At 68.1% G+C, this 25,287-nt stretch carries 34 protein-coding genes; 12 read left to right on the forward strand and 22 right to left on the reverse strand.

The window, feature by feature from the left end; translation table 11 throughout:
- Positions 1-46 precede the first annotated feature (46 nt).
- Together AS181_RS12705 and AS181_RS25145 are read left to right on the forward strand one after the other, a co-directional pair.
- Positions 47-700, forward strand: a complete 654-nt coding sequence (locus tag AS181_RS12705) for a dTMP kinase (protein ID WP_058251945.1) — start codon at positions 47-49, stop codon at positions 698-700.
- A 283-nt stretch (positions 701-983) separates the two neighbouring features.
- Positions 984-1,619 carry a hypothetical protein gene (locus tag AS181_RS25145; RefSeq protein WP_231742398.1) on the forward strand — a complete coding sequence of 212 codons (636 nt, stop codon included), beginning with the start codon at positions 984-986 and terminating at the stop codon, positions 1,617-1,619.
- Positions 1,620-1,699: 80 nt separating this feature from the next.
- Here the strand turns inward: AS181_RS25145 and ahcY are convergent, their stop codons facing one another.
- The 12 genes from ahcY to AS181_RS12770 form a co-directional block, all read right to left on the reverse strand.
- Complete coding sequence (gene ahcY, locus AS181_RS12715; protein ID WP_058251947.1) at positions 1,700-3,169, reverse strand: adenosylhomocysteinase; 1,470 nt, start codon at positions 3,167-3,169, stop codon at positions 1,700-1,702.
- A 108-nt stretch (positions 3,170-3,277) separates the two neighbouring features.
- Positions 3,278-3,457 (reverse strand): methionine/alanine import family NSS transporter small subunit, encoded by a 180-nt coding sequence (locus tag AS181_RS12720; RefSeq protein ID WP_058251948.1) that lies wholly within the window; start codon positions 3,455-3,457, stop codon positions 3,278-3,280.
- The gene (locus AS181_RS12725) at positions 3,454-5,031 is read right to left on the reverse strand and encodes a sodium-dependent transporter (protein WP_058251949.1); all 1,578 of its coding nucleotides are present in this window, start codon (positions 5,029-5,031) and stop codon (positions 3,454-3,456) included. Before AS181_RS12725 ends, AS181_RS12720 begins: the two co-directional genes overlap by 4 nt.
- A gap of 188 nt (positions 5,032-5,219) precedes the next feature.
- Positions 5,220-5,522, reverse strand: coding sequence for a WXG100 family type VII secretion target (locus AS181_RS12730; RefSeq protein ID WP_058251950.1), 303 nt, complete (start codon positions 5,520-5,522; stop codon positions 5,220-5,222).
- A 46-nt stretch (positions 5,523-5,568) separates the two neighbouring features.
- A complete protein-coding gene (locus tag AS181_RS12735; protein WP_014927790.1) occupies positions 5,569-5,892 on the reverse strand; it encodes a WXG100 family type VII secretion target in 324 nt (107 codons plus the stop codon).
- Positions 5,893-6,010: 118 nt separating this feature from the next.
- Positions 6,011-6,841, reverse strand: coding sequence for an ESX secretion-associated protein EspG (locus AS181_RS12740; RefSeq protein ID WP_058251951.1), 831 nt, complete (start codon positions 6,839-6,841; stop codon positions 6,011-6,013).
- Positions 6,838-7,893 carry a PPE domain-containing protein gene (locus AS181_RS12745; protein WP_058251952.1) on the reverse strand — a complete coding sequence of 352 codons (1,056 nt, stop codon included), beginning with the start codon at positions 7,891-7,893 and terminating at the stop codon, positions 6,838-6,840. The genes AS181_RS12740 and AS181_RS12745 overlap by 4 nt, the downstream gene beginning before the upstream one ends.
- 77 nt (positions 7,894-7,970) lie before the next feature.
- On the reverse strand, positions 7,971-8,282 hold the full coding sequence (locus AS181_RS12750; RefSeq protein WP_058251953.1) for a PE family protein: 312 nt from the start codon (positions 8,280-8,282) through the stop codon (positions 7,971-7,973).
- On the reverse strand, positions 8,279-9,571 hold the full coding sequence (locus AS181_RS12755) for a hypothetical protein (protein ID WP_231742401.1): 1,293 nt from the start codon (positions 9,569-9,571) through the stop codon (positions 8,279-8,281). Before AS181_RS12755 ends, AS181_RS12750 begins: the two co-directional genes overlap by 4 nt.
- A 47-nt stretch (positions 9,572-9,618) precedes the next feature.
- The gene (locus tag AS181_RS12760; RefSeq protein ID WP_058251955.1) at positions 9,619-9,927 is read right to left on the reverse strand and encodes a type VII secretion target; all 309 of its coding nucleotides are present in this window, start codon (positions 9,925-9,927) and stop codon (positions 9,619-9,621) included.
- Between the two features lie 58 nt (positions 9,928-9,985).
- Complete coding sequence (locus AS181_RS12765; protein ID WP_058252024.1) at positions 9,986-10,297, reverse strand: YbaB/EbfC family nucleoid-associated protein; 312 nt, start codon at positions 10,295-10,297, stop codon at positions 9,986-9,988.
- Positions 10,298-10,305: 8 nt separating this feature from the next.
- Positions 10,306-10,686 (reverse strand): hypothetical protein, encoded by a 381-nt coding sequence (locus AS181_RS12770; RefSeq protein ID WP_058251956.1) that lies wholly within the window; start codon positions 10,684-10,686, stop codon positions 10,306-10,308.
- Positions 10,687-11,059: 373 nt separating this feature from the next.
- Between AS181_RS12770 and AS181_RS12775 the strand changes: the two genes are divergently transcribed.
- The gene (locus AS181_RS12775) at positions 11,060-12,706 is read left to right on the forward strand and encodes a MinD/ParA family ATP-binding protein (RefSeq protein ID WP_058251957.1); all 1,647 of its coding nucleotides are present in this window, start codon (positions 11,060-11,062) and stop codon (positions 12,704-12,706) included.
- A 203-nt stretch (positions 12,707-12,909) separates the two neighbouring features.
- Here AS181_RS12775 and AS181_RS12780 read toward each other — a convergent pair whose 3' ends face one another.
- Positions 12,910-13,536, reverse strand: coding sequence for a DedA family protein (locus AS181_RS12780; RefSeq protein WP_058251958.1), 627 nt, complete (start codon positions 13,534-13,536; stop codon positions 12,910-12,912).
- A gap of 241 nt (positions 13,537-13,777) precedes the next feature.
- Here AS181_RS12780 and AS181_RS12785 point away from each other — a divergent pair, with 241 nt between their 5' ends.
- The 3 genes from AS181_RS12785 to AS181_RS12795 are packed head-to-tail and all read left to right on the forward strand — an operon-like array spanning position 13,778 to position 16,138.
- Entirely contained in the window at positions 13,778-14,854 is a 1,077-nt protein-coding gene (locus AS181_RS12785; RefSeq protein WP_058251959.1) for an alpha/beta fold hydrolase, read from the forward strand.
- A 34-nt stretch (positions 14,855-14,888) separates the two neighbouring features.
- The gene (locus AS181_RS12790; protein ID WP_058251960.1) at positions 14,889-15,413 is read left to right on the forward strand and encodes a hypothetical protein; all 525 of its coding nucleotides are present in this window, start codon (positions 14,889-14,891) and stop codon (positions 15,411-15,413) included.
- Positions 15,414-15,472: 59 nt separating this feature from the next.
- Positions 15,473-16,138, forward strand: a complete 666-nt coding sequence (locus tag AS181_RS12795) for a TM2 domain-containing protein (RefSeq protein ID WP_058251961.1) — start codon at positions 15,473-15,475, stop codon at positions 16,136-16,138.
- 89 nt (positions 16,139-16,227) lie between these two features.
- On the opposite strand, the gene truA is transcribed toward AS181_RS12795, so the two are convergent.
- From truA to infA, 8 genes are all read right to left on the reverse strand, one after another.
- Entirely contained in the window at positions 16,228-17,166 is a 939-nt protein-coding gene (truA, locus tag AS181_RS12800; RefSeq protein ID WP_082652932.1) for a tRNA pseudouridine(38-40) synthase TruA, read from the reverse strand.
- A complete protein-coding gene (gene rplQ, locus AS181_RS12805) occupies positions 17,123-17,743 on the reverse strand; it encodes a 50S ribosomal protein L17 (RefSeq protein WP_058251962.1) in 621 nt (206 codons plus the stop codon). The genes truA and rplQ overlap by 44 nt, the downstream gene beginning before the upstream one ends.
- 81 nt (positions 17,744-17,824) lie before the next feature.
- Entirely contained in the window at positions 17,825-18,877 is a 1,053-nt protein-coding gene (locus tag AS181_RS12810) for a DNA-directed RNA polymerase subunit alpha (RefSeq protein ID WP_058251963.1), read from the reverse strand.
- A gap of 79 nt (positions 18,878-18,956) precedes the next feature.
- On the reverse strand, positions 18,957-19,562 hold the full coding sequence (gene rpsD, locus AS181_RS12815; protein ID WP_058251964.1) for a 30S ribosomal protein S4: 606 nt from the start codon (positions 19,560-19,562) through the stop codon (positions 18,957-18,959).
- Between the two features lie 24 nt (positions 19,563-19,586).
- Positions 19,587-19,994, reverse strand: a complete 408-nt coding sequence (gene rpsK, locus AS181_RS12820) for a 30S ribosomal protein S11 (RefSeq protein WP_004023536.1) — start codon at positions 19,992-19,994, stop codon at positions 19,587-19,589.
- Entirely contained in the window at positions 19,994-20,362 is a 369-nt protein-coding gene (gene rpsM, locus AS181_RS12825) for a 30S ribosomal protein S13 (protein ID WP_004023537.1), read from the reverse strand. Before rpsM ends, rpsK begins: the two co-directional genes overlap by 1 nt.
- 210 nt (positions 20,363-20,572) lie before the next feature.
- Positions 20,573-20,686, reverse strand: coding sequence for a 50S ribosomal protein L36 (gene rpmJ / locus AS181_RS12830; protein WP_005207978.1), 114 nt, complete (start codon positions 20,684-20,686; stop codon positions 20,573-20,575).
- A gap of 117 nt (positions 20,687-20,803) precedes the next feature.
- Entirely contained in the window at positions 20,804-21,025 is a 222-nt protein-coding gene (gene infA / locus AS181_RS12835; protein ID WP_004023539.1) for a translation initiation factor IF-1, read from the reverse strand.
- Positions 21,026-21,274: 249 nt separating this feature from the next.
- Here infA and AS181_RS25400 point away from each other — a divergent pair, with 249 nt between their 5' ends.
- The 6 genes from AS181_RS25400 to fdhD are packed head-to-tail and all read left to right on the forward strand — an operon-like array spanning position 21,275 to position 24,183.
- A complete protein-coding gene (locus tag AS181_RS25400; RefSeq protein WP_231742405.1) occupies positions 21,275-21,421 on the forward strand; it encodes a hypothetical protein in 147 nt (48 codons plus the stop codon).
- Positions 21,422-21,437: 16 nt separating this feature from the next.
- Entirely contained in the window at positions 21,438-21,620 is a 183-nt protein-coding gene (locus tag AS181_RS25405) for a hypothetical protein (protein WP_231742409.1), read from the forward strand.
- Between the two features lie 27 nt (positions 21,621-21,647).
- Positions 21,648-22,040: a phage holin family protein gene (locus tag AS181_RS12845; RefSeq protein ID WP_058251965.1), complete on the forward strand. Its 393-nt coding sequence runs from the start codon at positions 21,648-21,650 to the stop codon at positions 22,038-22,040.
- Entirely contained in the window at positions 22,037-22,786 is a 750-nt protein-coding gene (locus AS181_RS12850; RefSeq protein WP_058251966.1) for an SIMPL domain-containing protein, read from the forward strand. Before AS181_RS12845 ends, AS181_RS12850 begins: the two co-directional genes overlap by 4 nt.
- Positions 22,787-22,826: 40 nt before the next feature.
- Positions 22,827-23,276, forward strand: coding sequence for a D-aminoacyl-tRNA deacylase (gene dtd, locus AS181_RS12855; RefSeq protein WP_058251967.1), 450 nt, complete (start codon positions 22,827-22,829; stop codon positions 23,274-23,276).
- Positions 23,277-23,316: 40 nt separating this feature from the next.
- Positions 23,317-24,183 (forward strand): formate dehydrogenase accessory sulfurtransferase FdhD, encoded by an 867-nt coding sequence (gene fdhD, locus AS181_RS12860; protein WP_058252026.1) that lies wholly within the window; start codon positions 23,317-23,319, stop codon positions 24,181-24,183.
- On the opposite strand, the gene AS181_RS12865 is transcribed toward fdhD, so the two are convergent.
- On the reverse strand, positions 24,155-25,285 hold the full coding sequence (locus tag AS181_RS12865) for an ABC transporter ATP-binding protein (protein ID WP_058251968.1): 1,131 nt from the start codon (positions 25,283-25,285) through the stop codon (positions 24,155-24,157). The two genes, fdhD and AS181_RS12865, sit on opposite strands and share 29 nt — an antisense overlap.
- Positions 25,286-25,287: the final 2 nt, after the last annotated feature.

Genomic DNA, 25,287 nt, shown 5'->3' on the forward strand with positions numbered 1-25,287 from the left:
GACGGACGTTCTGACCCGTTTGGTTCCACCACCTAGACTCCCCCGCGTGGGTCAATTGATAGCCGTGGAAGGACTCGACGGCGCCGGCAAGAACACCTTGGTCACCGGTCTGATCGACCGATGGTCAGCGGTCGGACTCCGGGTCGCGACGTTCACCTTCCCCCGCTACGGCCGGTCGGCGACCGCCGACATCGCGGCCGAAGCGCTCCACGGTTCGCACGGTGACCTACGCGACAGCGTCTACGCGATGGCACTGCTGTTCGCGCTCGACCGGGCCGGAGCGGTCGGGGACATCCACGCCGCCACCGAAGCCCACGACATCGTGATCCTGGACCGCTATGTCGCGTCCAACGCCGCCTACAACGCCGCACGTCTGGAGCAGGGCGCCGGCGGTGAGATGGTGCGGTGGGTCGTCGACCTCGAGTTCGGCCGATTCGACATGCCGGTCCCCGATCGTCATGTCCTGCTGGGGGTGTCACCGGAGGTCGCGATGCAGCGTGCGGCATCGCGCGCCGACCAGGACGCGGCGCGAGCCCGGGACGCCTACGAACGCGACGACGCCCTGCAGCGCCGGGTCGACGCCGTCTACCGCGAACTCGCCGAGGACGCCTGGATGTCGCCCTGGCACCTGTTCGACGGCGAGGATGTCGCAGGCCTGGCCGACGAGCTCCGTACCGACCGGACAGCACCGACCGAATGACGCGTCCGATGACCTCGCGGCGCCCTTTCGATAGCCTGGGACCACCGATTGTGAAGGGCATTTCATGACCTATCAGCCACCGCCACCTGGTGGTGGGCCGCCGCCGTACGGTCCGCCGGGCCCCGGCCGGCCGGGCCCGGGTCCACAGGGTTCGGGCCCGCCGGGTCCCGGCAGGCAGGGCCCCGGTCAACAGGGTCCCGGTCAGCAGTACGGCCCGGGTCGGCAACCAGTGCCCGGTCCGCATCGCCCGGGGGGATACGGCCCTCCGCCCGACCGGGGGCCGGTGCCGCCGCCCGCCCCGTACGGCCGTCCCCCGTTCGCCCCGGGACAGTATGGTCCCCCCGGGGCCGGGGCTCCCGGATTCGGGGGCCCGCCCGGCCCGCCGCCGCGCGGCAACACCGGGGTGATCGTCGCCTGGGCGCTCGGCGGCGTCGCGGTCGTCGCGGTGATCGCCCTGGTGCTCACGGTGGTGGTGACCAGATCGTCGTCGGACGACACCGTGGTCGCCGGTTCGTCCAGCGCGACGTCGGGCCCGACCTCCGCCTCCGACGACCCGTCGCCGAGTGAGAGCGGGTCGGAGCCGGGATCGACCGACTACACCGCCCTTTCCGAGATCCGGGCGGCGTTGCTCGCCTACATCACCGCCCGCAACGAGCGCGACGTCGCGCGCATGCGCGCCGCGGTGTGCACCCAGTCCCGAGACCGGATCACCGGCGTACCCCCTGCCGACGGCGGAGACATCGTTCTCGACGGCTTCCTCGACACGGTCTTCGACGGCGACGTCGCCCAGTCCGAGGTCGTGTCCCACCTCGAGAAGGGCACGGAGAGAACGGCATCGGAGAAGTCGAACGAGCGCTTCCTCAAGGAGGAGGGTTCGTGGATCTACTGCCCCGACGCCGAACCCGACATCGGAACCTGACTTCGGGAACCCGGCTTTCGAACCCCCGGTCATAGAAAAGGAGCCCCACCGAGGTGGGGCTCCTTTTCTCTGCCGATCGATCAGTAGCGGTAGTGCTCGGGCTTGTACGGCCCCTCGACATCGACGTTGATGTACTCGGCCTGCTCCTTGGTGAGCTTGGTGAGCTTGCCGCCGAGCGCCTCCACGTGGATGCGGGCCACCTTCTCGTCGAGGTGCTTGGGCAGGCGGTAGACCTCGTTGTCGTACTCGTCGTTCTTCGTCCACAGTTCGATCTGCGCGATGACCTGGTTCGAGAAGCTGTTGCTCATGACGAACGAGGGGTGACCGGTCGCGTTGCCGAGGTTGAGCAGACGGCCTTCGGAGAGCACGATGATCGACTTGCCGTTCTCGAAGATCCACTGGTCGACCTGCGGCTTGACGGTGATGCGCTTGGCACCCGACCGCTCGAGGCCGGCCATGTCGATCTCGTTGTCGAAGTGGCCGATGTTGCCCAGGATCGCCTGGTGCTTCATCGCCCGCATGTGCTCGAGGGTGATGATGCCCAGGTTGCCGGTCGAGGTGATGACGATGTCGGCGTTGCCGATCGCGTCCTCGACGGTGACGACGTCGAAGCCGTCCATCAGCGCCTGCAGCGCGTTGATCGGGTCGATCTCGGTGACCTGGACGCGGGCGCCCTGGCCGGCGAGCGATTCCGCGCACCCCTTGCCGACGTCGCCGTAGCCGCAGATCAGCACCTTCTTGCCGCCGATGAGGACATCGGTGCCGCGGTTGATGCCGTCGATCAGCGAGTGGCGGGTCCCATACTTGTTGTCGAACTTCGACTTGGTGACCGAGTCGTTGACGTTGATCGCCGGGAACGCGAGGTCGCCGGCGGCGGCGAACTGGTACAGCCGCAGCACACCGGTGGTGGTCTCCTCGGTGACGCCCTGGACCGACTCGGCGATCGCGGTCCACTTGCCCTTGTCCGTCTCGAACCGCTTGCGCAGCAGTTCGAGGAACACCTTGTACTCGGCGGGGTGGTCGTCCTCCGCGGGCGGGACCACGCCGGCCTTCTCGAACTCGGCACCGCGGAGCACCAGCATGGTGGCGTCCCCGCCGTCGTCGAGGATCATGTTCGCCGGTTCACCGGGCCAGGTCAGCATCTCCTCGGCCGCCCACCAGTACTCCTCCAGGGTCTCGCCCTTCCAGGCGAAGACCGGCACACCCTTCGGCTCGTCCGGCGTGCCGTTGGGCCCGACGACGATCGCCGCGGCCGCGTGATCCTGGGTGGAGAAGATGTTGCACGACGCCCATCGCACCTCGGCGCCGAGCGCGGTGAGGGTCTCGATGAGGACCGCGGTCTGCACGGTCATGTGCAGCGAGCCGGAGATACGAGCTCCCTTGAGCGGCAGCACGTCCGCGTATTCGCGTCGAAGCGCCATGAGTCCGGGCATCTCGTGCTCGGCGAGCTCGATCTCCTTGCGGCCGAAGTCCGCGAGGGACAGGTCGGCCACCTTGTAGTCGATTCCGTTGCGGCTGTCGGCCTTCAGCTCGTCCTGAGCAGTCGTCACTTGATCCCCTTGTCGTTCGCGTCGGGCGCCCGTCGATGCAGGCGCGAATGCGTTCGACCCAGGCTAACCGAACGAGCGGGCGGTTCCGAGGGGCAGGTGCTCCGAGCCTCAGGTGTCGCGCGAAGGGTGGGGCCGGGCCGCGCGGTCGGCGTCCTCCCGGACCAGGTCCGGATCCTCTGCCAAGTCCTCCACCTCGGGCCGACGGCGGAGGAACACGATGCTCGCGACGAGCCCACCCCACACGATGGTGATCGACACGATGAGCATGACGATGGCGATACCGCTCATCGGACGGTCTCCTTCGTGGACGGGCCGGAGGTGCGGCCGGTGTCGGCCAGCGGTGGCCACGGTAGGAAGTCCGGTTGATCCCGGCCTTTCCAGGACGGCAGGGTGAGCAGCACCGCAGCCACGACGACCAGCGCGATCGTGCCCCAGCCGAAGACGCCGAGGTACCACGTCGGGTATCCCTCGTATCCCTCGTCGATGACCGACCACACCTTCTGCACCAGCATGATCGTGAGGAAGATCGGCGCCACGACCCCGACGAGCGCCAGCCAGATCTTGCCGACCTTGAACGTCGAGACGGCGTTCAGGTGCTGGCGCAGCATGTCTCCGCGGCGGAGCACCCAGATGAGGATGACCGTCATCATGATCGCCGACGCGACGACGCCGACGTTGTTGGCGAACATGTCCACCGTGTCGAGGGCGATCAGGCCCGAGGTCGTGGAGAACAGGGCGATCGAGATCAGACCACAGATGCCGGAGACGCCGACCGCCGCCTTGGTGCGGCTGATGCCCCACTTGTCCTGGAGCGCACCGGACACACCGATCATCAGCGAGATGAGCGAGGTGAAGCCCGCGATCACGAGCGAGCCGAAGAACAGCGCCCCGAAGAACGCGGCGCCCGGCATCTCCGAGATGACGGCCGGGAACGTGACGAAGGACAGGATCGGACCGGTCAGACCCTCGAGATCCGAGACGGCCACCTGCTGCTGGTAGGCCAGGAAGCCGAGCGCCGAGAACACGCCGATGCCGGCGAGGATCTCGAACGAGGAGTTGGCGAACGCGACGACCAGACCCGAGCTGGTCATGTTGGCCCGGCGTCGCTGGAACGAGGCATACGCGATCATGATGCCGAACGCGATCGACAGCGAGAAAAAGATCTGGCTGTAGGCCGCGATCCAGACATCGAGGTCCTTCAGCGCGGCCCATTGCGGGGTGAAGAGGGCGTTGAGTCCGTCAGCGGCACCGGGCAGGGTGATCGCCCGGATGACCAGACCCGCGAACCCGACGAACAGAAGCGGGATGAAGATGATGTTGACCTTCTCGATGCCGTTGGCGACACCGAGGGCCAGGACGGCCAGCACCGCGAGCCACACGATGACCAGGGGCAGTGCGACGCCGCCGACGATGGTCGTCGACACACCCGGATCACCGACCTGGAGGTAGTCCTGGGTGAAGAAGGTAGCCGGGTCGTCGCCCCAGCTCTGGTTGAACGAGAAGACGAAGTAGCTGGCGGCCCAGGCGATGACCGCCGCGTAGTAGACGCCGATGACGAACAGCAGACCGGTCTGGAACCAGCCCAGCGCCTCGACCGGCTTCTTGATGCGTCGGAACGACAGTGGTGCGGTGCCGCGGAAGCGGTGCCCGACCGCGTAGTCGAGGAACAGCACGGGAATGCCCGCGGTCAGCAGGGCGACCAGATACGGGATGAGGAACGCACCACCGCCGCTCTCGTACGCGACGCCCGGGAAGCGCCAGATGTTGCCGAGGCCCACTGCGGAACCGATTGCGGCGAAGATGAAGCCGGAGTTCCGGGTGAACTGCTCCCGACCACCTCCGACGGTCTTGGCAGATGCCACCGCTTACCTCCTCGTCGAGATCTGCGCCCTCGGGGCACGGGTGCCGCGAGGTCTGTAGACGTCGACGCTATCGCACGAAGCGGGACTCCCGCGGGCGTTGGCAGACGGCGCGCCCGAACGCGAACGGGGACCCCCGGCGCACGGCCGTGGGTCCCCGTCCTGACGTCGGGCTACGAGTCGGTCGGCGGTCAGACGAGACCGCGGAAACCCGTTCCGATCGCTGCGTCGGTGTCCTGCATGACACGGCTGGCGTTGCTCACACCCTGCTCCAGCGCGGTCAGCGAGTCACGGGACTGGGTGAAGATCCGATCGAAGGCGCCCTGCGCGTCGACGTAGGCAGCCTTGGCCTGCTGGGAGTTCCAGTTCCCGTCGAGGGCGGCGACCTGCGCCTTGAGCTGCGAGTTCAGGTCCTCGAGCCGGGTGAAGGCAGCCCGGAGGCCGCCGCTGAGATCGCCGAGAGCGGCGAAGTCGTAATTGATCGAGCCGTTCATGGTGGGTTCCTTTCGCAGAACGTGAGGTTCGGGATGCGGACCGGTGTCAGACGCTGGTGTTGAGTCCGCGCGCGGCAGCCGCGTCCTGGTCCTCGTAACCGGCGAAGCCGTTGGTGAGCTGGGTCTTGATCTGCTCCAGCAGCTGGTTCATGGTCAGCGCGGCCTTGTTCCAGTCGGTGTGCGTGCCGTCGAACGCGACACCGGCCGAGCCCTGCCACGTGGGTGTGGCGTTTCCGGCGTGCTGGGCGATCTGGTTGATGACGGCCTTCATGTCCTCGACGAGACTGCCGACCTTGGCTGCGGTGGCCTGTCCGTCCGCGACGTTCACGGTGACGCCGGCGCCGCCGCCTGCTCCGGGCAAGTTCAGCATGAGTGCTCCTCCTGTGTAACGGCACCGTTTGGCGATGCCCCCGTTGGTATCCGTGACACAGATACCCCTGACAGTTGATTCCCGCGGCGGTCTGTTCCGCGGAATCCCCCGATGCGGATCATGGCATCCATTTCCCGTCGGGCAGGGTCTCTATCAACAGGCTGACCGCCTGTGCGATTCGATGACCCGTTCCCGGCGAGAAGGTGGTCCACACCCGACCGTCCGGGGACTTGCTGGGACTGGACACGATTCGACCCCGTTCGGTGTCGAAAATCGCGACAGCTCCAGAAGATTGAGCGAATCGTCCGTCCTCGTTCATCGAGGCGACGACCTCGGTGCGGGTCCGGCACGACGCGAACCCTGCCGAGACGACGACGGCATCGGCCGGTGCGGCGCCGAGCGCGTGCAGGGCGTCGGTCGTCTCGGTGCCGGCCCGACAACGGCCGAGCCGGTCGACGACCTCGTCGGACGGAGCCGAGAAGGCCGTGAATTCAGCCGGCTCCGCGGCGGATTCGAGAGCGTCGAACTGAGCCCGCACCACCGCGGCGAGGGCCTCGACGTCGGCGACATCGACGACCGTGACGTCGACGCGACGGCCCGTCCGCGTCACGAGTACGTGGTCGTGGCCGTTGCGCGCCACACAGATTCGGCGAACCGCGTCGTCAGTGTAGGAGCGGATCTCGATCTCGCGCTGCGGTTGCGCCAGCACCCGTAGCACCGTCGACGCCCACGGTGTGGGCTCACCGTGCTCGACGAGTTCGAGCGCCGCGATCACCGCGTCGGGGTCGGCTTGGGTGACGTTGGCGGAGTCATTCCCGGTGTCGGACTCCGCGGCAACGTTCCCGAGGTCGAGGACGACCGGCCAGGTCTGGACTCCGAAACGTTCGCCGAGCCGGCACAGGACTGCGGCATCGAACGTCATCCCGGCGTCGTGCACGATCGGCATCATCGGCGTTCACCCGGGTTGCCGAGCATCAGCGTCTCCGATAGGTAGCGCGGATCGACGTCGGGCATTCCGTGCCCGTCTGGCGCCGAGACATAATGCGCAGCAGGACGATCCGACGTGGCCAGCTCGGCCCAGGTCGTCTGTTCCGTGGATTCGGTCGCCACCGAGGGCGGAGGGTCGGACGAGTCCAGTTCGGCGGCGTCGGCGCCGACGGTGCGGACGACCGAACCGCGGTCCGCCGTGGCGACACCCGGGGCCACCGGCGGCGGTACGCCGGGGCCGGTCACGGGGGCCGACGCCCCCGGAGCGCCGCCGGACGTCGTGGCGGCGACCTGCGATGGTCCGCTCGCGACGATCGTCGGTGCGTACTTCAGCTTCTCGGGCGGCGGCAGGAACACTCCCCCGATGCCCGCGGGCATCGCCGCACCCAGAGGCGCGGCCGGCGCCGGGGTCGGAGGTGGCGCGGCCGCGCGGGCCGCCGCCGCCCGCTCGGCGGCGAGCGCGTCACCGGACACGAGCCCCGGTGCGGGTTTCGCCGATTCCCACGGCGCGGCAACAGGTTCGGTGGCATTCTCGTACGTCTGCATCACACGGGCAGCCCGCATTCGCTGGTGCGCGACCGCACGCTCGGCCTGGGCGGCCGCACCGGCGATGATCGGTGCGACCGCGGTGGCGGTGGTTGCGATCTCGTGCAGTTTCTCGACGACGTCGACCTCGGCGAGGTCGGGCATGTTCAACCGCGCGACCGTGATCGCCGCGGCCTGGGCTTCGGCGCGTGTGGCATTCTCGGCCGCCTCGGTCGCGACTTCGGCGAACCACGGGGCCAGCCGGGTCAGCTTCTCGAAAGCCGCACTGGTGTGGGCGGACTGCCAATGCGCCCCCAGGCGTGCCAGCACGGCGGCGTATTCGACACCGGCTTCCCCGACCTCCGCGGCAAGAGCGGCCCAGGCCAGGCCCGCTTCCGCCAGCGGCGCGGGCCCGGGACCGGCGCCGAGGTCGGCGGCGAGCTGTTCGGTCGGACGGGTGTCCCAGTTGACTCCGGTGAAGCCGATCACGAGCGCCTCCCTTCGATGCCGGCGGGTTGTGGATGTGCGAGCGGAATGATGTTGCTATGCAGGGGGTTCGCGCTCTCCTACAACGCCACGCGGAAGGCGTCCGACGCCTCGGCATCACCCTCGATGAAGCCGGCGGCCTGCGCGCGGAGTACGGAGGCGATCTTCCGCATCTCCAGAACTCCCGTCGCCGTGTCCGTTTCGAACTTCTCGGCTACCGTCGTGAAACTCTCGGCAGCTGCGGTCGAGACCTCATCGCGACCCTGCGCGGCCACGGGCAACGCCCGACCGGCGGCGGTGAGCGCGTGTTCCAGGCGGTCGGCGATCCGGTCGAGGTCGCTTGCCGCCGAGATCAGTTCGGCGGGTTCGACGCGGAGTTGCGAGTTGCTCATACTTCCTCGTTTCGTTTCGGACCGGGCACGCCCAGTCGCAGTTCGATGTCCGGGCTGGGATCGGCTTCGGCGGCTTCCTCATGACCGATGACGGCTGGAGCGACCTCAGGCGACTCACCGACCACGCGACGGCCGTTGTCCTCGGTGACGAGATAGTCGGGTACCGAATGCTGGTCGTCCGCGGCGCCCGCGCCGCGCGCACCGGCGGCACCCATCGGGGCACCGCCCATCGGTGCGCCACCCATCGGCATAGCGGCGGGCGCCGTCACGGACCTGGCGGTCGTCGATGCACCGAGGGCGGGTTCGCCGAGGTTGAAGTTCGTCGGGACGGTCGGTCGAGAAGCGCCCAGCGGCGTCGCTATTCCGCCCACGCCTCCGATGCCACCGCCACCGCCGCCTCCCCCGCCACCACCACCGCCGCCCGCGCCCTTCGACTTCGGCGACAGCGCAGCCGGGACGACGGCAGGTGAACCGTGTTCGACGTTCAGCATCTTGCTGATCGGTTGCATCAGCGAGGTGGGCAGTTCGGTGGCCGTCGACATCGCCGGCGACACGACGTCGAGGATCGAGCTGGCCAGCGTGAACGGCGATTGTCCCGCGCCCGCGGTGGGTGCACCGGTGACGGCGACCGGGGCACCGTTTACGGCCATAGCCGTCGTCGGGCCGAGTAGTTCGGCCCGGGTCACCGCGACCGCGGCGGTCGCCTGCGACAGTCCGACGGAGGCGAACCCGGCCGCAGCTGCGAAGCCTGCGCCGACCGCCGGTGTCATCATCATCGGTACCGCGAAGCCGGTGATCTTCGCGACCGTCGCCGCGATGATCCCCTGCACCACTGCCAAGCCCTTTGCCACGATCGCGGCCGCCGTCTTGGTATCCAACGAGATCCCCGACCCCTGCGTGGCCAGAGCCGAACTGTTCGCCCCCGCCTCGGCGGTCTTGGCGCCGGCGCTCACCGCGCCCTGCCCTGCCCACAGCTGGTCGGCGAGTTTGAGTGCGCTCTGCCCCATCGTCATCGACGTCTCGAGCACCTTGGTGAGGCTCTCGAAGATGACGGTCGGGTCGAATCCGCCACCCGAGAGATCACCGGTGCCGAAACCACCCAGCAGATCGGTCATCGGTTTGATGAACATGTCCAGGTTCGGTGGCTGCAGCGGTGGCAGTCCCGGCATCGGCGGCAACGGGGGCAGCACCGGCAGCGGAGGCAGACCCAGTCCGCCCAGGACGTCGGCGACCGTGCGGTCGAGGATCGGGCCGAGCGGGGTCGCCTCGATCATCTCCTGCACCGTCATGTGATTCAGGGCAGGCACATCCGGGATGCCCGGTAGCGGTGGAACCGTCACAGCACCGAACGGATGGCTGCGGCGCTGGCGGCGTCGGTGCCCTCGAACTCGGCGAGACCCGCCGCAGTCGATGCCGCGGTGGCGGCATGCACGGCCGCGAGTTGCCCCACGGACATGAGGTGACTGGCCTGCGCAGCGATGAAGGCGGCGAGGAACTCCTGCCCGATGAGCCCGAAGACGGGGACCATCGCCGCTGTGTTGGCCGCGGCGTCGATCGACCCGGCGGTGCCGACGGCGGTCGCCATCGCGGCGTTCGTGGCGGCGAAGCCCTCGAGCACCTCCGGCGTCACCTTGACGTTCGTCATTCTCGAACCCCCTCGTGGGTGTCAGTCTGATGGATCGGTGTCATGTCGGCCGGGTCCGTCATTCGGCCGGACGAGCGGCCAGCATGTCGCCGAACGACTCGTTGAACTCCTCGGTCACCGCGGCGATCCGGGCGTAGACCTTCTGTGCGGCCAGCGCGGCGGTCGTCACGACCTGGTCGGCCAGCCGGCTCGCACCGAGTTCGTTGGCGCCGTAGGCGAATTCGAGGTCGATGAGTGCGCCCTTGCCGTCCACCTCGGCGGTGACCAGCCCGTCGGACGACGTCTCCCGGACCGAGATCGCGCGTAGCTTCTCCTCAAACCCGTGCAGGCCGTCGAGCTGCCGTTGCGCGCGCGCCTCGAGTTCGTCCATTCCCCAGGTCATCGCTGCAACCACGACGCGGGCGCGTCGGCTTCCTCGTCGTCGCGCCACTCGGCTCGTGCGAGATCGTCCGGGCGGGGCAACTGCATCTCCTGCACGAGGTCCCGGTCGATGCCGGCGGCGAGCAGGTTCTCGCGGAGCCGGATACCGGCGGACATCGCCGCCTGCTGACAGAGTCGGAGGATGTCCCCGGCGAGCAGAGCCGGATCCTTGTCGAGTTCGGACGCCTCGATACGAACTGCCACCGGAAGACCTTGCGCGGTGGTCCGGACGCCGAGCCCGCCCGACCGTGACCGCGCGGTCACGAACTCGTGCAACACCGCCCACGGGTCGTCGGGATCACCGTCGACGAGATCCCGAGGATCGTCGGAGTAGGTCATGGAAAGCTGCACCCCCTTCACGCCGAATATGACGCAGCCGGGGCCCCTTCCGGTTCCATCGAATTTTCGTTCGACGGAACCAGACCTCCCACATACGGATCCGTGAAGAACCGCGCACCCCGCTGCGCACATGTGTTGAGTGCCTGCATAGTGCCATACTCGGTTCGGCCTCACCACACCAGAGATGCACTATGCCGAACGCGTGTCCTCGAGACGGCTCTGTGGACGTCGTCCGGACCAGGTCGAGGACCTTGGGTAGACTGCCGCAGGACGCAGCCGGGGTCGATCGACAAAACGGGGTGGATCGCTGCACGCCTCGCCGAACTCGCCGCAACGCGATCGGCGCCCGGCCGCTTGACCAGAGGATTCCCCGATGACGTACGAGAACCCGACGAGACCGGACGGAACCGGGCCCGGCACCCCTGATGCCGACGCCCCGGCGCCGCCGCCCTGGCTGCAGTTCGCCCCGCCGACCGCCGCTCCACAACAGCCGCCGGCAGCAGCGCCCGCGCCGCCCGCACCCCGGGGACCGTCCGCACGTCCGGACAGCGCATCACCGGCCCGCGAGACGATGCCCCCGCGGCCGGACTTCGAAAGCCGGTCGGCGCCACCGCCCGACCATCCCGCCGCCGTTCGTCCGTCCGCCGACCATCCCGGCGCCGCCGGCCGCCCGGGGCCCGCGCCCGCCGATCCGCATCCTCACGGCGGGCCCGTTCCGCCGGAGCCGCGTCCCGAGATCTCATCAACCGAGAGCCCGGTCGCTCCCCCGTGGCCGCCGCAGGCTCCTCCCGTCCCGGGGCCGGACCACTTCGGACCCGACAACCTCGGACCCGGGCACGTCACCGGCCCGTCACCGTCATCCGGAATGCCGCCGCACCCCGCCGCGTCGCAGATCGTGCCGCCCGCCCCGCCGGCTCCCCAGTCCGCTCCCGCGTGGTCCGCCCAGCCGGGGATGCCACCGACTCCAGTCGCCGGCCATCAACCTCCGCCGTACGCTGGTCCCGCTCCGATGGGCCCCGGTCCCGCGCCCGCCTTTCCCGGGCAGCCGATGCAGCACGGATACGGGCCGCCGTCGGGAGGCCCCTCGCTCGACGAGGTGGCACTCATCCGGAAGGCCCGTCGCGCGCCGAGTCGCGGCTGGCGTCGTGCGGTGCACACGCTGTCTGCCGGCGCGATCAATCCCGGTGAGTCGCAGGGCGACATCGAATATCAGCAGCTGCTCGAACGGGTGAACCGGCCGGTCCGGGGCGACTATCGGATCGCCGTGCTGTCGCTGAAGGGCGGAGTCGGCAAGACGACGACCACCGTCGGCCTCGGCTCGACGTTCGCCTCCCTGCGGGGCGACCGCGTCATCGCCGTCGACGCCAATCCCGACCTCGGTACGCTCGCACAGCGCATTCCGCAGCAGACCCGGTCGACCGTCCGCGACCTGCTCGCCGATGAGAACGTCTACCGCTACTCAGACGTCCGGGCCCACACGTCGCAGGCCCCGAGTCGCCTCGAAGTCCTTGCCTCCGAACGAGATCCGGCGATGGCCGAGGCGTTCAACGAGGAGGAGTACCGCGGCGTCATCACCGTGCTGCAGCGCTTCTACAACATCATCATCACCGACTGCGGCACCGGTCTGAGCCACTCGGCGATGAACGGGGTCCTCGACCTCGCGAACACGATCATCCTCGTCAGTTCCCCGGCTCTCGACGGCGCCCGCAGCGCCGGCGCGACCCTGGACTGGCTGGAGGCGCACGGTTTCGGGCACCTCGTCTCGCGCGCCGTGGTCGTCCTGAGTTCGTCGCGACCCGGGTCGTCGACCATCGACACCGACCAGCTGGGTCAACACTTCCTCACGCGGTGCCGCGCCGTGCACAAGATCCCGTTCGACGACCACCTCGCCGAAGGCGCGGACGTCGACCTCGAACTGATGTCGAAGCCGACGAAGCGATCGTTCGTCGAACTCGCGGCGACCATCGCCGACGATTTCTCGGGTGGCCCCGGACAACGGGAGGAGCCGTTCCTCCGCTGACCGACCCCTGATCCCGGGCGGCGGAAGGGACCTGGTGAGACGCGGGGCAGACCCTTCGTGACGCGCCCTCCGCAAGCTCCGGGCGCTCCTCAGGGAGCGGCGGTTGGTCACGCCCTCCGCAAGCTCCGGGCGCTCCTCAGGGACCGGGGGTTGGTCACGCCCTCCGCAAGCTCCGTGCGCTCCTCAGGGACCGGCGGTTCGCCTCAGGGCGTCTCGGCGCGCCGATCGCGCCGCGCGATCCGCCAGCGCCGACCGAAGTGGATGAATGTCGGTATGACGATCGTGCACACGGAGGCGATGATGAAGATCTCGATGTTGTCGCGGATGACCGGGATGTTGCCGAGGAAGTAGCCGAGCAGGATGATCCCGGCCGCCCAGGTGAAACTGCCGAGCACGCTGAAGAGGGTGAACGTCCGATGTGGCATGCCGCTGAAGCCGGCGACCAGCGGGGTCAGGGTGCGGACGATCCCGATGAACCGGCCGAAGAACACGGTGAGCGGCCCGAAGCGGTCGAAGTAGTGGTTCGTCCTGGCCAGATACTCGGGTCCGATGGTGCGCATCAGTTTGCCCTCGACCACCCCGCGCCCCACACGGCGGCCGATGAAGTAGCCGCACTGGTCGCCGATGATCGCCGCCAGCGGCACAGCCAGGCACAACAGCCACAGCGGTGCGAAGGGATCGGGTTGCGCGGCGAACACGCCGGCGGTGAAGAGCACCGAGTCGCCGGGAAAGATGAACCCGACCAGGATGCCGGTCTCCACGAAGATCAGCACGCAGAGTCCGATGAGGCCACCGGTGGCCACGAAGGACTCGATGTCGAAGGGGTTCATCGAATCCAACACTAGTGGCGCAGCGACCCGCCGGGGCCCGGTGACCGTCGCGACGTGGCAAAGCGTCGGCAACCATTCAGATCCCGGCAACCCAGGTCGCAGCCGGCACCCGGCACCCGCCGCGCACGACGACCGGTGATGCGGTTTACTCGACGCCTAGCGGGACAACGCCCATTGCCATCCACCGCTCCGTCGCGAGGACGCGACCGACACCGCCCGAGCGACACCGAGGGGAGAGACAGTGCCCACCAAGCACCGGGATCCGTCCCCGACCACGACGTCCGGTCCGACGCTGCGTCCGGTCTCCGACACCGACGTCCGCATCGAGTACCACACCATCCACGGCTACCGGCGCGCCTACCGGATCGCCGGCAGCGGTCCGGCGCTGCTGCTCATCCACGGCATCGGTGACAACTCGTCGACGTGGGACGAGGTCATCCCGATCCTCGCGCAGCACTACACCGTCATCGCACCCGACCTGCTCGGCCACGGGGAATCGGACAAGCCACGCGCCGACTACTCGGTGCCGGCCTTCGCCAACGGCATGCGCGACCTCCTCGTCGTCCTGGGGATCAGCAAGGTGACGGTCGTCGGCCACTCCCTGGGCGGCGGCGTCGCAATGCAGTTCTGCTATCAGTTCCCGCGCTTCGTCGAGCGCCTGGTGCTGGTCGCGGCCGGCGGGGTCACCCGCGACGTCAACCCCGCCCTGCGGTTGTTCTCGCTGCCCGTCGTCCCGCAGGTGCTGTCGGTACTCCGCGTCCCCGGCGTGATCCCTGGTCTCACGACGCTCGCGAAAGCGATCGTCGCCGCGCCGATGCCGCCCCTGTTCCCGTCCTCGGCCACGCCCGAACATCTACTGGCCGACCACGAGGACCTCATGCGGGTCCTCGGTGGGCTTGCCGACCCCACCGCGTCGGCCGCCTTCCTCCGTACTCTGCGCGCCGTCGTCGACTGGCGCGGCCAGTCCGTCACGATGCTCGACCGCTGCTACCTCACCGAGCGCCTGCCGGTCCTGCTCGTGTGGGGCGACCGGGACATCGTGATCCCCCATCACCACGGCGAACTGGCGCACTCGGCGATCCCACACTCGGAGTTCGAGACCTTCTCCGGCTCAGGACATTTCCCGTTCCACGACGACCCCGAACGGTTCTGCCGGATCGTCATCGACTTCATCGCGCGCCACGCGCCGGTGGAATTCGATCCGCTCAACTGGCGGCATCTGATGTCCGAGGGCGCCCATCCGGAGCAGTTCGTCGGCGACGACGAGACCGTCGACGAGGTGCTCGAGGCCTTCGGAGACGAGCGCAACGCCACCTGACCCGAAACACACTCGCGTATGCCACCATTGCGGGATGACGTACCCGGGGAATGGCAATGACGGCACCCGTCCGTTGCCGCATCAGCCGAACGCCTACGACTCCAGTCCCGGCTTCGTGCCCGCTCCCGCCCAATTCCCGGGCCCCGGCATGGGTTACGCGCCGCCCGGGCCGTTCTTCGACGCGGGTGCCGCGGCATTACCCGAGCCGCCGCTCGTGGTCATCGGTGACATCACGTGCACCCAGCACCACGTGATCACGCCGTCGGGCACGTTCCCGCTCGCGGGTTCGCAGTGGGAGGTCACCGACATGTCCGTGTCCTCCGAACAGATGTCGCAGACGGGCCTGGTGCTGGCGCTCGTCGGGTTCTTTCTGATCTGCTTTCTGAGTCTGCTGTTCTTGCTGATGAAAGAACGGCGCACAACGGGCTTCATCCAGGTACGGGTCCGGGGCGCGGGCGGCGCGATGCACGTCACCAACGTCCCCGCCACGTCGCCCTGGACGATGAGCGATGTGTCCGGTCGCGTGTACTACGCACGCGAACTGGCTACCGTCGCCTGAGCCGACCGCACGTTCGAGATGAGCACGCCGCTCCATCCAGTCACGAGGAGGACCACCCGATGACCACACCAGACAACCCGGGCGACAAGCCCCACGACCCGTTCGTCAAGCAGCCACCGGCCGACGCCTCGCCGTCGTACGGCACCGACCCCGGCCAGCAGCCGGGGGGTTCGGAGTTCGGCACCGCCGGGACCTCGCAGCCCGGCGTCGGCAATCCCCAGTACGGCGACCAGCAGTACGGGAGCCAGCAGTACGGCGACCAGCAATACGGGAACCAGCAGTACGGGGCACCCCAGCAGTACGGCGACCAGCAGTTCGGGGGCCAGCAGTTCGGGGCACCGCAGCAGTACGGCGCACCCCAGCAGTACGGGGCTCCGCAGGGCGGGTATCCCGCGGCGCCCGGTTACGGCTACGGCGGCGCACCCGACCCCACTGCTCCCTACGGCCGTGACCCGTCCACCGGCGAGCCGCTGTCCGACAAGTCGAAGCTGGTTGCCGGCCTGCTGCAGATCTTCCTGGGCAGCCTGGGCGTCGGCCGCTTCTACATCGGCGACAACACCACCGGCGCGATCCAACTCGGCCTGACGATCCTCGGCTACATCACCGCGATCTTCTTGATCGGGTTCGTCATCATCTTCGGTGTCGCCATCTGGGCGCTGGTCGACGGCATCATGATGCTGACCGGCAGTGTTCGGGACAAGAACGGCCTCAAGCTGGGCAACTGACCGCTGCGCTCGAGGAGGCCCCGGGGATCTGTCCCCGGGGCCTCCTTGTGTCACAACAACTCCGGGCTCGCCGTCGAGACGGCGGGTGGTCACCCACCACAGCAACCGGTCGACCCGCGCACGTCACGGGTCACCGTGTTGCGGGCGGCGAGTTCGTCGTCGGCGGGATAGTCGACGCCGACCAGGCACAGACCCCGGGCCTCGGCGACGGGGACCTGACTGCTGCGGGTTCGCTCATCGAGAAGCCCACGGCACCAGTCGATGTCGCGCCTGCCGTCGCCCACACTCGCGACCGCGCCGACCAGCGACCGCACCATCGACCAGCAGAACGCGTCCGCGCTCACCTCGCCGACGAGGACTCCTTCGGCGTCCCGTCTCCAAGAGAACCGCTGCAGTTCCCGGATCGTGGTCGCACCCTCCCGCCGACGGCAGAACGCCGCGAAGTCGTTCAGGCCGAGCAACTCCGACGATGCCGCGTTCAACGCTTCGACGTCGAGCGGCCGACGCCATGTCGCGGTCGTCCGCGCGACCACCGGTTCGGCACCCCACCGTGCATCGGTCAACCGATAGCGGTAATGCCGGCGCAGCGCCGAGAACCGAGCGTCGAACTCCTCCGGGACAACGCGCACGGCCGTCACCCGGACGTCATCGGGACACATCTTCGCGAGACGCCCGACGAGCGTCGCGGGATCACCGGCGATCGATCGGGTCTCCAGTACCGACTTCGGAACCTCGGCGTGCGCGACCTGCCCAGTGGCATGCACACCGGCGTCGGTGCGCCCCGCCACCGTCAGCCGCACCGGCACCCGCAGGACCGTCGACAACCTGGTCTCGAGTTCCTCGCACACGCTGCGCTGGCCGACCTGCCGTGCCCATCCGGCGAAGTCGGTGCCGTCGTACGAGATGTCGAAGCGGAGACGACAGAACCCGCCGGCACCGGAATCGGCGCCGACGGGTTCGGTCTGCGGTTCTCGACTCAGTCGACTACTTCTTCTCACCGTCGACGTCGGCTCCGGCTGCCTCGGCATCGGGAGCGGTCGCGGCGGTGGACTCGTCGTCGATAGCCTCGGCGACAGCCTCGGCGTTGGCGACCTCGGCATCGGTGGCGTCGGCCTCGACGGCCTCCACCACGTTCGCGTCAGCCGAATCGGTATCAGCGACAACCTCTTCGGTGGCGTCGAGCTTGTCCTCGGCGGCCTTCTTGGAGGCGGCGACGCGGGTCGCGCGGCTGGCCTCGCTCGACGCGGTGGACTCGCGCACCAGCTCGATCACGGCCATGGGGGCGTTGTCGCCCTTGCGCGGCAGCGTCTTGATGATGCGGGTGTAGCCACCGGGACGATCGGCGAAGAACGGGCCGATCTCGTCGAACAGCGTGTGCACGACGTCCTTGTCACGGATGTCCTTCAGCACCTCACGGCGGTTGGCCAGCTTGCCGGCCTTGGCGTGCGTGATGATCTTCTCCGCGTACGGACGCAGGCGCTTGGCCTTGGCTTCCGTGGTGGTGATGCGGCCGTGCTCGAAGAGCGAGGTGGCGAGATTCGCCAGCATCGCCTTCTGGTGGCTGGCCGACCCGCCGAGGCGGGCACCCTTGGTGGGCTTGGGCATTGTCTTCTCCTAGGAGGACCCCGCATCACTCGATGCGGAAGTCAGGGTTGGGCAGTGACAGCTACCGCCGCGTCGTAGCGACTACAGCTGCTCGGTCTCCGCGAAATCCTCACCGGAATCGGCGTCGAAGGACGCGTCTTCCGACCACGTGCCGGTGGCCGGGTCGTAACCCGCGACCTGCGACGGATCGAAGCTGGCCGGGCTGTCCTTGAGGGACAGGCCGAGCGCGTGCAGCTTGACCTTGACCTCGTCGATCGACTTCTGACCGAAGTTGCGGATGTCGAGCAGATCCGACTCGGTCCGCGCAACCAGCTCGCCGACGGTGTGCACACCCTCGCGCTTGAGGCAGTTGTAGGAACGAACGGTCAGCTCGAGATCCTCGATCGGCAGGCTGAACGACGCGATGTGGTCGGCCTCGGCCGGCGACGGCCCGATCTCGATGCCCTCGGCCTCGACGTTGAGCTCCCGGGCGAGCCCGAACAGCTCCACCAGGGTCTTGCCCGCCGACGCCAGTGCGTCACGCGCACTGATCGAGTTCTTGGTCTCCACATCGAGCACCAGTCGATCGAAGTCGGTGCGCTGTTCGACACGGGTGGCCTCGACCTTGTAGGTCACCTTGAGCACCGGCGAGTAGATCGAGTCGACCGGGATGCGGCCGATCTCGGCACCCGACGCCTTGTTCTGCACGGCCGGGACGTAGCCGCGGCCCCGCTCGACGACGAGCTCGATCTCGAGCTTGCCCTTGTCGTTCAGGGTGGCGATGTGCAGATCGGGGTTGTGCACGGTGACACCGGCCGGGGGCACGATGTCGGCACCGGTGACGGTGCCCGGACCCTGCTTGCGCACGTACATGGTGACCGGCTCGTCCTCGTCCGAGCTGACCACGAGGCCCTTGAGGTTCAGGATGATGTCGGTGACATCCTCCTTGACCCCGGCCACGGTGGTGAACTCGTGGAGGACACCGTCGATGCGGATGCTGGTGATGGCTGCACCCGGGATCGAGCTGAGCAGGGTACGACGCAGTGAGTTGCCGAGGGTGTAGCCGAAGCCCGGCTCGAGCGGCTCGATGACGAACTTCGAGCGATTCTCGGCGAGGACTTCCTCGGTGAGGGTGGGTCGCTGTGAGATGAGCATTCTGTGGATCTCTCCTTTGGCCGCCCGCTATATGACGGCCTCGAGGGGTGTACCGAACAGCTGTTGCTGTCGGGCGGTGTTACTTCGAGTAGAACTCGACGATGAGCTGCTCGGTCAGCGGGACATCGATCTGGGCACGCTCGGGCACGCTGTGCACGAGAACACGCAGGGTCGACGGCACGACCTGGAGCCAACCCGGAACCGGACGATCGCCGACGAGCTCCTTGGCGATCTGGAACGGGACGGTCTGCAGCGACTTCGGGCGGACATCGATGATGTCGTACTGGCTGACGCGGTAGCTGGGCACGTCGACCTTCACACCGTTGACGGTGAAGTGGCCGTGGCTGACCAGCTGGCGGGCCTGGCGACGGGTACGCGCGATGCCGGAGCGGTAGATCACGTTGTCGAGACGGGTCTCGAGGATCTTCAGCAGTTCGTCACCGGTCTTGCCGGTGCGACGGTTCGCCTCTTCGTAGTAGCGGCGGAACTGCTTCTCCAGGACGCCGTAGGTGAAGCGCGCCTTCTGCTTCTCCTGCAGCTGGAGCAGGTACTCGCTCTCCTTGATCCGCGAGCGGCCGTGCTGGCCGGGCGGGTAGGGGCGACGCTCGAAGGCAGCGTCTCCACCGATCAGGTCGACGCGAAGACGACGAGACTTCTTGGTTGCGGGGCCGGTATAACGAGCCATGTTTCTCTGTTCCTCCCTTTCCCGCTAGACCCGACGCCGCTTGGGCGGACGGCAACCGTTGTGCGGCTGCGGGGTGACATCGGAAATGGTGCCGACCTCGAGGCCGGCTGCCTGCAGGGAGCGGATGGCGGTCTCGCGACCCGAACCCGGTCCCTTGACGAACACGTCGACCTTCTTGACGCCGTGCTCCTGGGCCTTGCGCGCAGCGTTCTCGGCCGCGAGCTGAGCCGCGAACGGGGTGCTCTTGCGCGAGCCCTTGAAACCGACGTGGCCCGACGATGCCCAGCTGATGATGTTGCCGCTGGGATCGCTGATCGACACGATGGTGTTGTTGAACGTCGACTTGATGTGTGCGTGGCCGTGCGGGACGTTCTTCTTATCGCGACGGCGGGTGCCCTTCTTGGGGCCTGCGCTACGTGACTTCGGAGGCATTACTTCTTCTTCCCGGCGATGGTCTTCTTCGGGCCCTTGCGAGTGCGGGCATTGGTCTTGGTGCGCTGTCCACGAACGGGCAGGCCACGACGGTGGCGCAGACCCTGGTAGCAGCCGATCTCGATCTTGCGACGGATGTCGGCCTGCACCTCGCGACGGAGGTCACCCTCGACCTTCACCGAGGCTTCGATGTACTCACGCAGCTTCGAGACGTCTGCGTCGGTGAGATCCTTCGCTCGGAGGTCAGGGCTCAGGCCCGTTCCCTCGAGGATCTCCTTGGAGGTGGTACGCCCAACTCCGTAGATGTAGGTCAGTGCGATCTCCAGCCGCTTCTCGCGGGGGAGATCCACACCAGCAACACGTGCCATGTGGCGGATTTCCTTTTCGATTCTCAGAGGTCTGCTCCCAGTCCGTCCCGCGAGCTGGTGCCGAACCGTGTGTCCGGCCTCGTGGGCTCCGGCCTCTGATCCGGAGGTAGGCGGTGACGCGTCTGTCGCCGCTGGTGTTGGGAGGTCCTGTTGTATTCAGTTGTCGATCTTCAGTTGTTCTGACTCAAGCGACCCGGAGGGTGCGCGTGATCAGCCCTGACGCTGCTTGTGACGCAGGTTCTCGCAGATCACCATGACCCGACCGTTACGGCGGATCACCTTGCACTTCTCGCAGATCGGCTTGACGCTCGGCTGAACCTTCACGTCAATCTCTCCTGCTCGGCTCGCCCGCGCGCACGCCGAAACGGCCGTACACGTGGGTGTCGGTCTCCTCCCGAACGGATGTCCGGGAAGTCTGTCCCCGGCGACGCCGGGAAAGTCCTACTTGTAGCGGTACACGATTCGCCCACGAGCCAGGTCGTAGGGCGAGAGTTCCACGACGACCCGGTCCTCGGGCAGGATGCGGATGTAGTGCTGCCGCATCTTGCCGCTGATGTGGGCGAGAACCTTGTGTCCGTTCTCCAGCTCAATACGAAACATCGCATTGGGCAGGGGTTCGATCACTCGACCCTCGACCTCGATGGCCCCGTCTTTCTTCGCCATGTCCTCCGCGATCCTGGCCTCCGACCACGACATCTGGGCGACGTCGCGGCCCATTGGCCGGGTTGAATCAGTGTTTGTCCGTTAGGGTGTGGGCACCGGTCCGCGAGGACCTGCACCCGGTGTGCGCCGACCGGACCCACGTGCTGACACGCCGAGGCCCGGCGCGCGATGCGCACCGACGGTCCATGCTACGCGAACAGGCAGGCCAGGCCAAATGCGTGCGCGGCGTCGCAAGGAGGTCCGAAGCGGATGGGGACGGTCGACGACTATCTCGACGGGCTCGCCCCGGCCGACCGCGCGGTCATCTCCCGGATCTATGACGTCTCCCGCCACACGGTCCCCGGCACCACGCAGGGCAAGGGCTACGGGATGGGAGGCCCTGACGTATCGCGGTAGCCCGCTCCTGTCGGTGATGCGCACGAAGAAGCACGTCGGGCTGTACCCGTTCAGCCCCGAGGCGGTCGACGCCGGGCGGCCCTTTCTCGCGGGTTTCGACGTCCAGAAGGGCACCGTACGTCTCGAGCCCGACGCCCCTCCGTCAGACGACGCGATCCGCGCCATGATGACGTTCCGTCGCGATCAGATCGATGGTTGAGGCGAGGGTGCTGGCACACTGTCGCTCATGCTTGCCTTCCTCGTCCGCACCGTGCTGACCGCGGTGGCCCTGTGGGTCGCGACGCTGATCGTGCCGGGCATCGACTTCGTGGGCGGTTCGACGACCGCCGAGAAGGTCGGTATCGCCTTGGTGGTCGCCGTGATCTTCGGCGTCCTGAACGCGATCATCAAACCGATCGTGCAGATCATCGCGATCCCCTTCTACATCCTCACGCTCGGTCTGATCCACATCGTCATCAACGCGTTGATGCTGGAGCTCACCGCGTGGATCACCCGCAACACCACGCACTGGGGGCTCGAGGTCGACGACTTCTTCTGGTCGGCGATCTTCGGCGCCATCGTCGTGTCGGTGGTCGGGTGGCTCCTGGCCCTGCTGATGCGCGACCCGGTCGACCGATGACGAGTACACGCGGCGCCGACACACTGCGCCCCGCACTCCGGACGACATCGGTCCTCGCGGCGCTCGCCGCCGTGGTCCTGGTGGTGGCCGGGTGCGGCAGCGACACCGGCGGGCAGCCACGGTCGGTGACCGTCGTCGGGTCGGGCCAGGTCAGCGGCACCCCGGACACCCTGCGCGCCGACATCGGCGTGGAGGCGACCGCGTCCGATGTGACGACCGCGCTGAACGAGACGAGCGCCAAGGTCACCGCGGTCACCGACGCGGTCGTCGCGGCCGGAGTGGAGCGCAAGGACGTCGCCACGCAGCAGGTGTCGGTGAACCCGCAGTATTCGAGTGCCGCACCCGGCGGTTCGAGCCAGATCAGTGGATACACCGCGACCAACACCATCCGCGTGACCATCCGCGACATCTCTACGGCGTCGACCGTGCTGAGCGCCGCCGCGACCGCCGGTGGGGACACCACGCGCATCAACAACGTCGCCTTCGCCATCGACGACGACTCGGAACTCCTCGAGAAGGCGCGCGAAGCCGCGTTCACCGACGCCCGGGGCCGCGCACAGCAGTACGCCGGTCTCGCCGGCGACTCGCTCGGCGACGTGCTGACCATCAAGGAGAGCACCAGCGGCCAGGAACAGCCGGTCTCGCCCGGTACCTTCGAACGCGACGTGGCGGCCGCGCCCGTACCGGTCGAGCCCGGCCAGCAGGAACTCACCTTCACCGTCACGGTCACGTTCGCGCTGGACTGAACACCCCGTCCGTGCACCGCACCCGGAGATCGGAGGATCGATGCGCGCCGTTCTCCAGCGCGTCAGCCAAGCGAGTGTGAGCGTCGACGGCGAGGTCGTCGGCGAGCTCGACATCCCGCCCGGCGCCGCGGGCCTCGTCGCCCTGGTGGGGGTCACGCACGACGACACCGTCGACCACGCGAGCAAGCTGGCCGACAAGATCTGGCGCCTGCGGATCTTCGACGGCGGGGACGGCCCCGAACGGGCCGCCGCCGACCTCGGCGCCCCGATTCTGGTGATCAGCCAGTTCACGCTCTATGCCAACACCGCAAAGGGCCGGCGCCCCTCGTGGAATGCCGCCGCGCCCGGGCCCGTCGCCGAACCGCTGGTCGACGCGGTGGTCGACGCGCTCCGGGCCGCCGGCGCGACGGTGGCCACCGGCCGTTTCGGCGCGCACATGGAAGTCGGTCTCGTCAACGACGGCCCGGTCACCCTGGTGCTCGACGTCTGAGACCGCAGACACAAACAGTCGCAGGACTACCGTGGTGCCGGTGGGACGAATCACCGCACGCCGCCGCGTCACCCGTGTCCGACGCGGCGCTGAGCCGACACAGCGCGCGGACACCTTGGCCGTCGAAGAGCCGCTCGAGATCCGGGTCGGCGGGCGCACACTCGCGGTCACCATGCGCACTCCCGGCCACGACTTCGAACTGGTCGCCGGCTACCTGGTCTCCGAAGGTGTGGTGACCACCGGCGCGGATTACTCGACGGCCCGTTACTGCGCAGGCACCGACGCACAGGGCGCCAACACCTACAACGTCATCGACGCGACGCTCGCCCCGCATGTGCCGCCACCCGGTTCCGAGCTGGTCCGCACCAACCCCGTCACGAGTGCATGCGGCATCTGCGGCAAGGACAGCATCGCCGCGGTCCACACCGCGTCGGTCCATGATCCCGCCGCCGACACCATGACCGTGGCCGCCGGGACGGTCCTGGACCTCCCCGACCGGTTGCGCGCCGAACAGAGCGTCTTCGACAAGACCGGTGGCCTGCACGCCGCCGCACTGTTCGACGCCGATGGTCGCATGCTCGCCGTCCGGGAGGACGTCGGCCGGCACAACGCCGTGGACAAGGTGATCGGGTGGGCGGTTCTCGCCGACCGACTACCCCTGTCGGGCACCGTCCTCCAGGTCTCCGGCCGCGCGAGCTTCGAACTCGTCCAGAAAGCCGCGATGGCGGGAATCCCGATGCTTTGCGCGGTCTCCGCGCCGTCGTCACTGGCGGCCGACGCCGCCGACGACCTCGGCATCACGCTCGTCGGCTTCTCTCGCGGCGAGTCGATGGTGATCTACAGCCGTCCCGATCGCATCTCCCTGTCCGAAGCCGCGATCACCGAAGAGGTTTCGGTCCCGCGCTGAGGTCGTGACGACGCGGGTCGTCGAGGGCGACCCCGCTGATCGGATCGAACCAGTACGTCTCGTCGACCTCCGGGGTCAGCCCGATCACGTCACCGACCTCGATCGTCCGGCGATGATCGACACGGATGACGATGCGACTCCCGCGCAACCGGACGTCCGCGCTGCAGTAGACGAACTGTTCGGCCCCCAGTTCCTCGACGAGATCGACCGTTGCGGTGAGGTTCCCGGCCTGCGGTGCAGCCGACACCTGCCACGACTCGGCACGCAGACCGACGACGACGTCGCCCGCGGACGCCGACGACAGCACCGACGGCGGAACCCGGACCTCGGCGCCACCGAGGCGTACGATGCCCGCGTCCACCCGGGCGTCGATCAGACACATCTGCGGTGAGCCCATGAACGACGCCACGAACAGGTTCGCGGGCCGCGAGTAGATCTCGCGCGGACTCCCGACCTGTTGCAGCACACCGTGATCGAGCACGGCGACCCGGTGCCCCATGGTCATCGCCTCGACCTGGTCGTGGGTCACGTAGAGCGTCGTGATGCCGAGTTCCCGCTGCATGGCCGCGATCTGGGCACGCGTGCTCACCCGCAACTTGGCGTCGAGATTCGACAACGGCTCGTCCATGCAGAACACCTTGGGACGTCGCACGATGGCACGACCCATCGCGACCCGCTGTCGCTGCCCACCGGACAGCTTCGCCGGTTTGCGGTCGAGAAGCGGTGTGAGTTCCAGCATCTCGGCGACCTCACCGACCCGGGACGCGGTGTCCGCCTTGCTCATCCCGGCGTTGCGCAGCGCGAATCCCATGTTGTCGGCGACCGTCATGTTCGTGTAGAGCGCGTAGTTCTGGAAGACCATCGCCACGTCCCTGGCCTTCGGCGCCCTTCCGACGACGTCGACGTCGTCGATCAGGATCGCCCCCGACTCGACGGACTCAAGACCCGCGACCATCCGCAGACTCGTCGACTTCCCGCATCCCGACGGCCCCACGAGGACCATGAACTCGCCGTCGTCGACGGCCAGGTCGAGCGAGTCGACGGCGGGTTTCTGGCCGTCGGCGAAGCGCCGGGTCGCGCCGTCGAAGGTCACCGATGCCACGA

The organism is Gordonia sp. SGD-V-85 (assembly GCF_001456905.1).
Classification (GTDB): Bacteria; Actinomycetota; Actinomycetes; order Mycobacteriales; family Mycobacteriaceae; genus Gordonia; species Gordonia hongkongensis.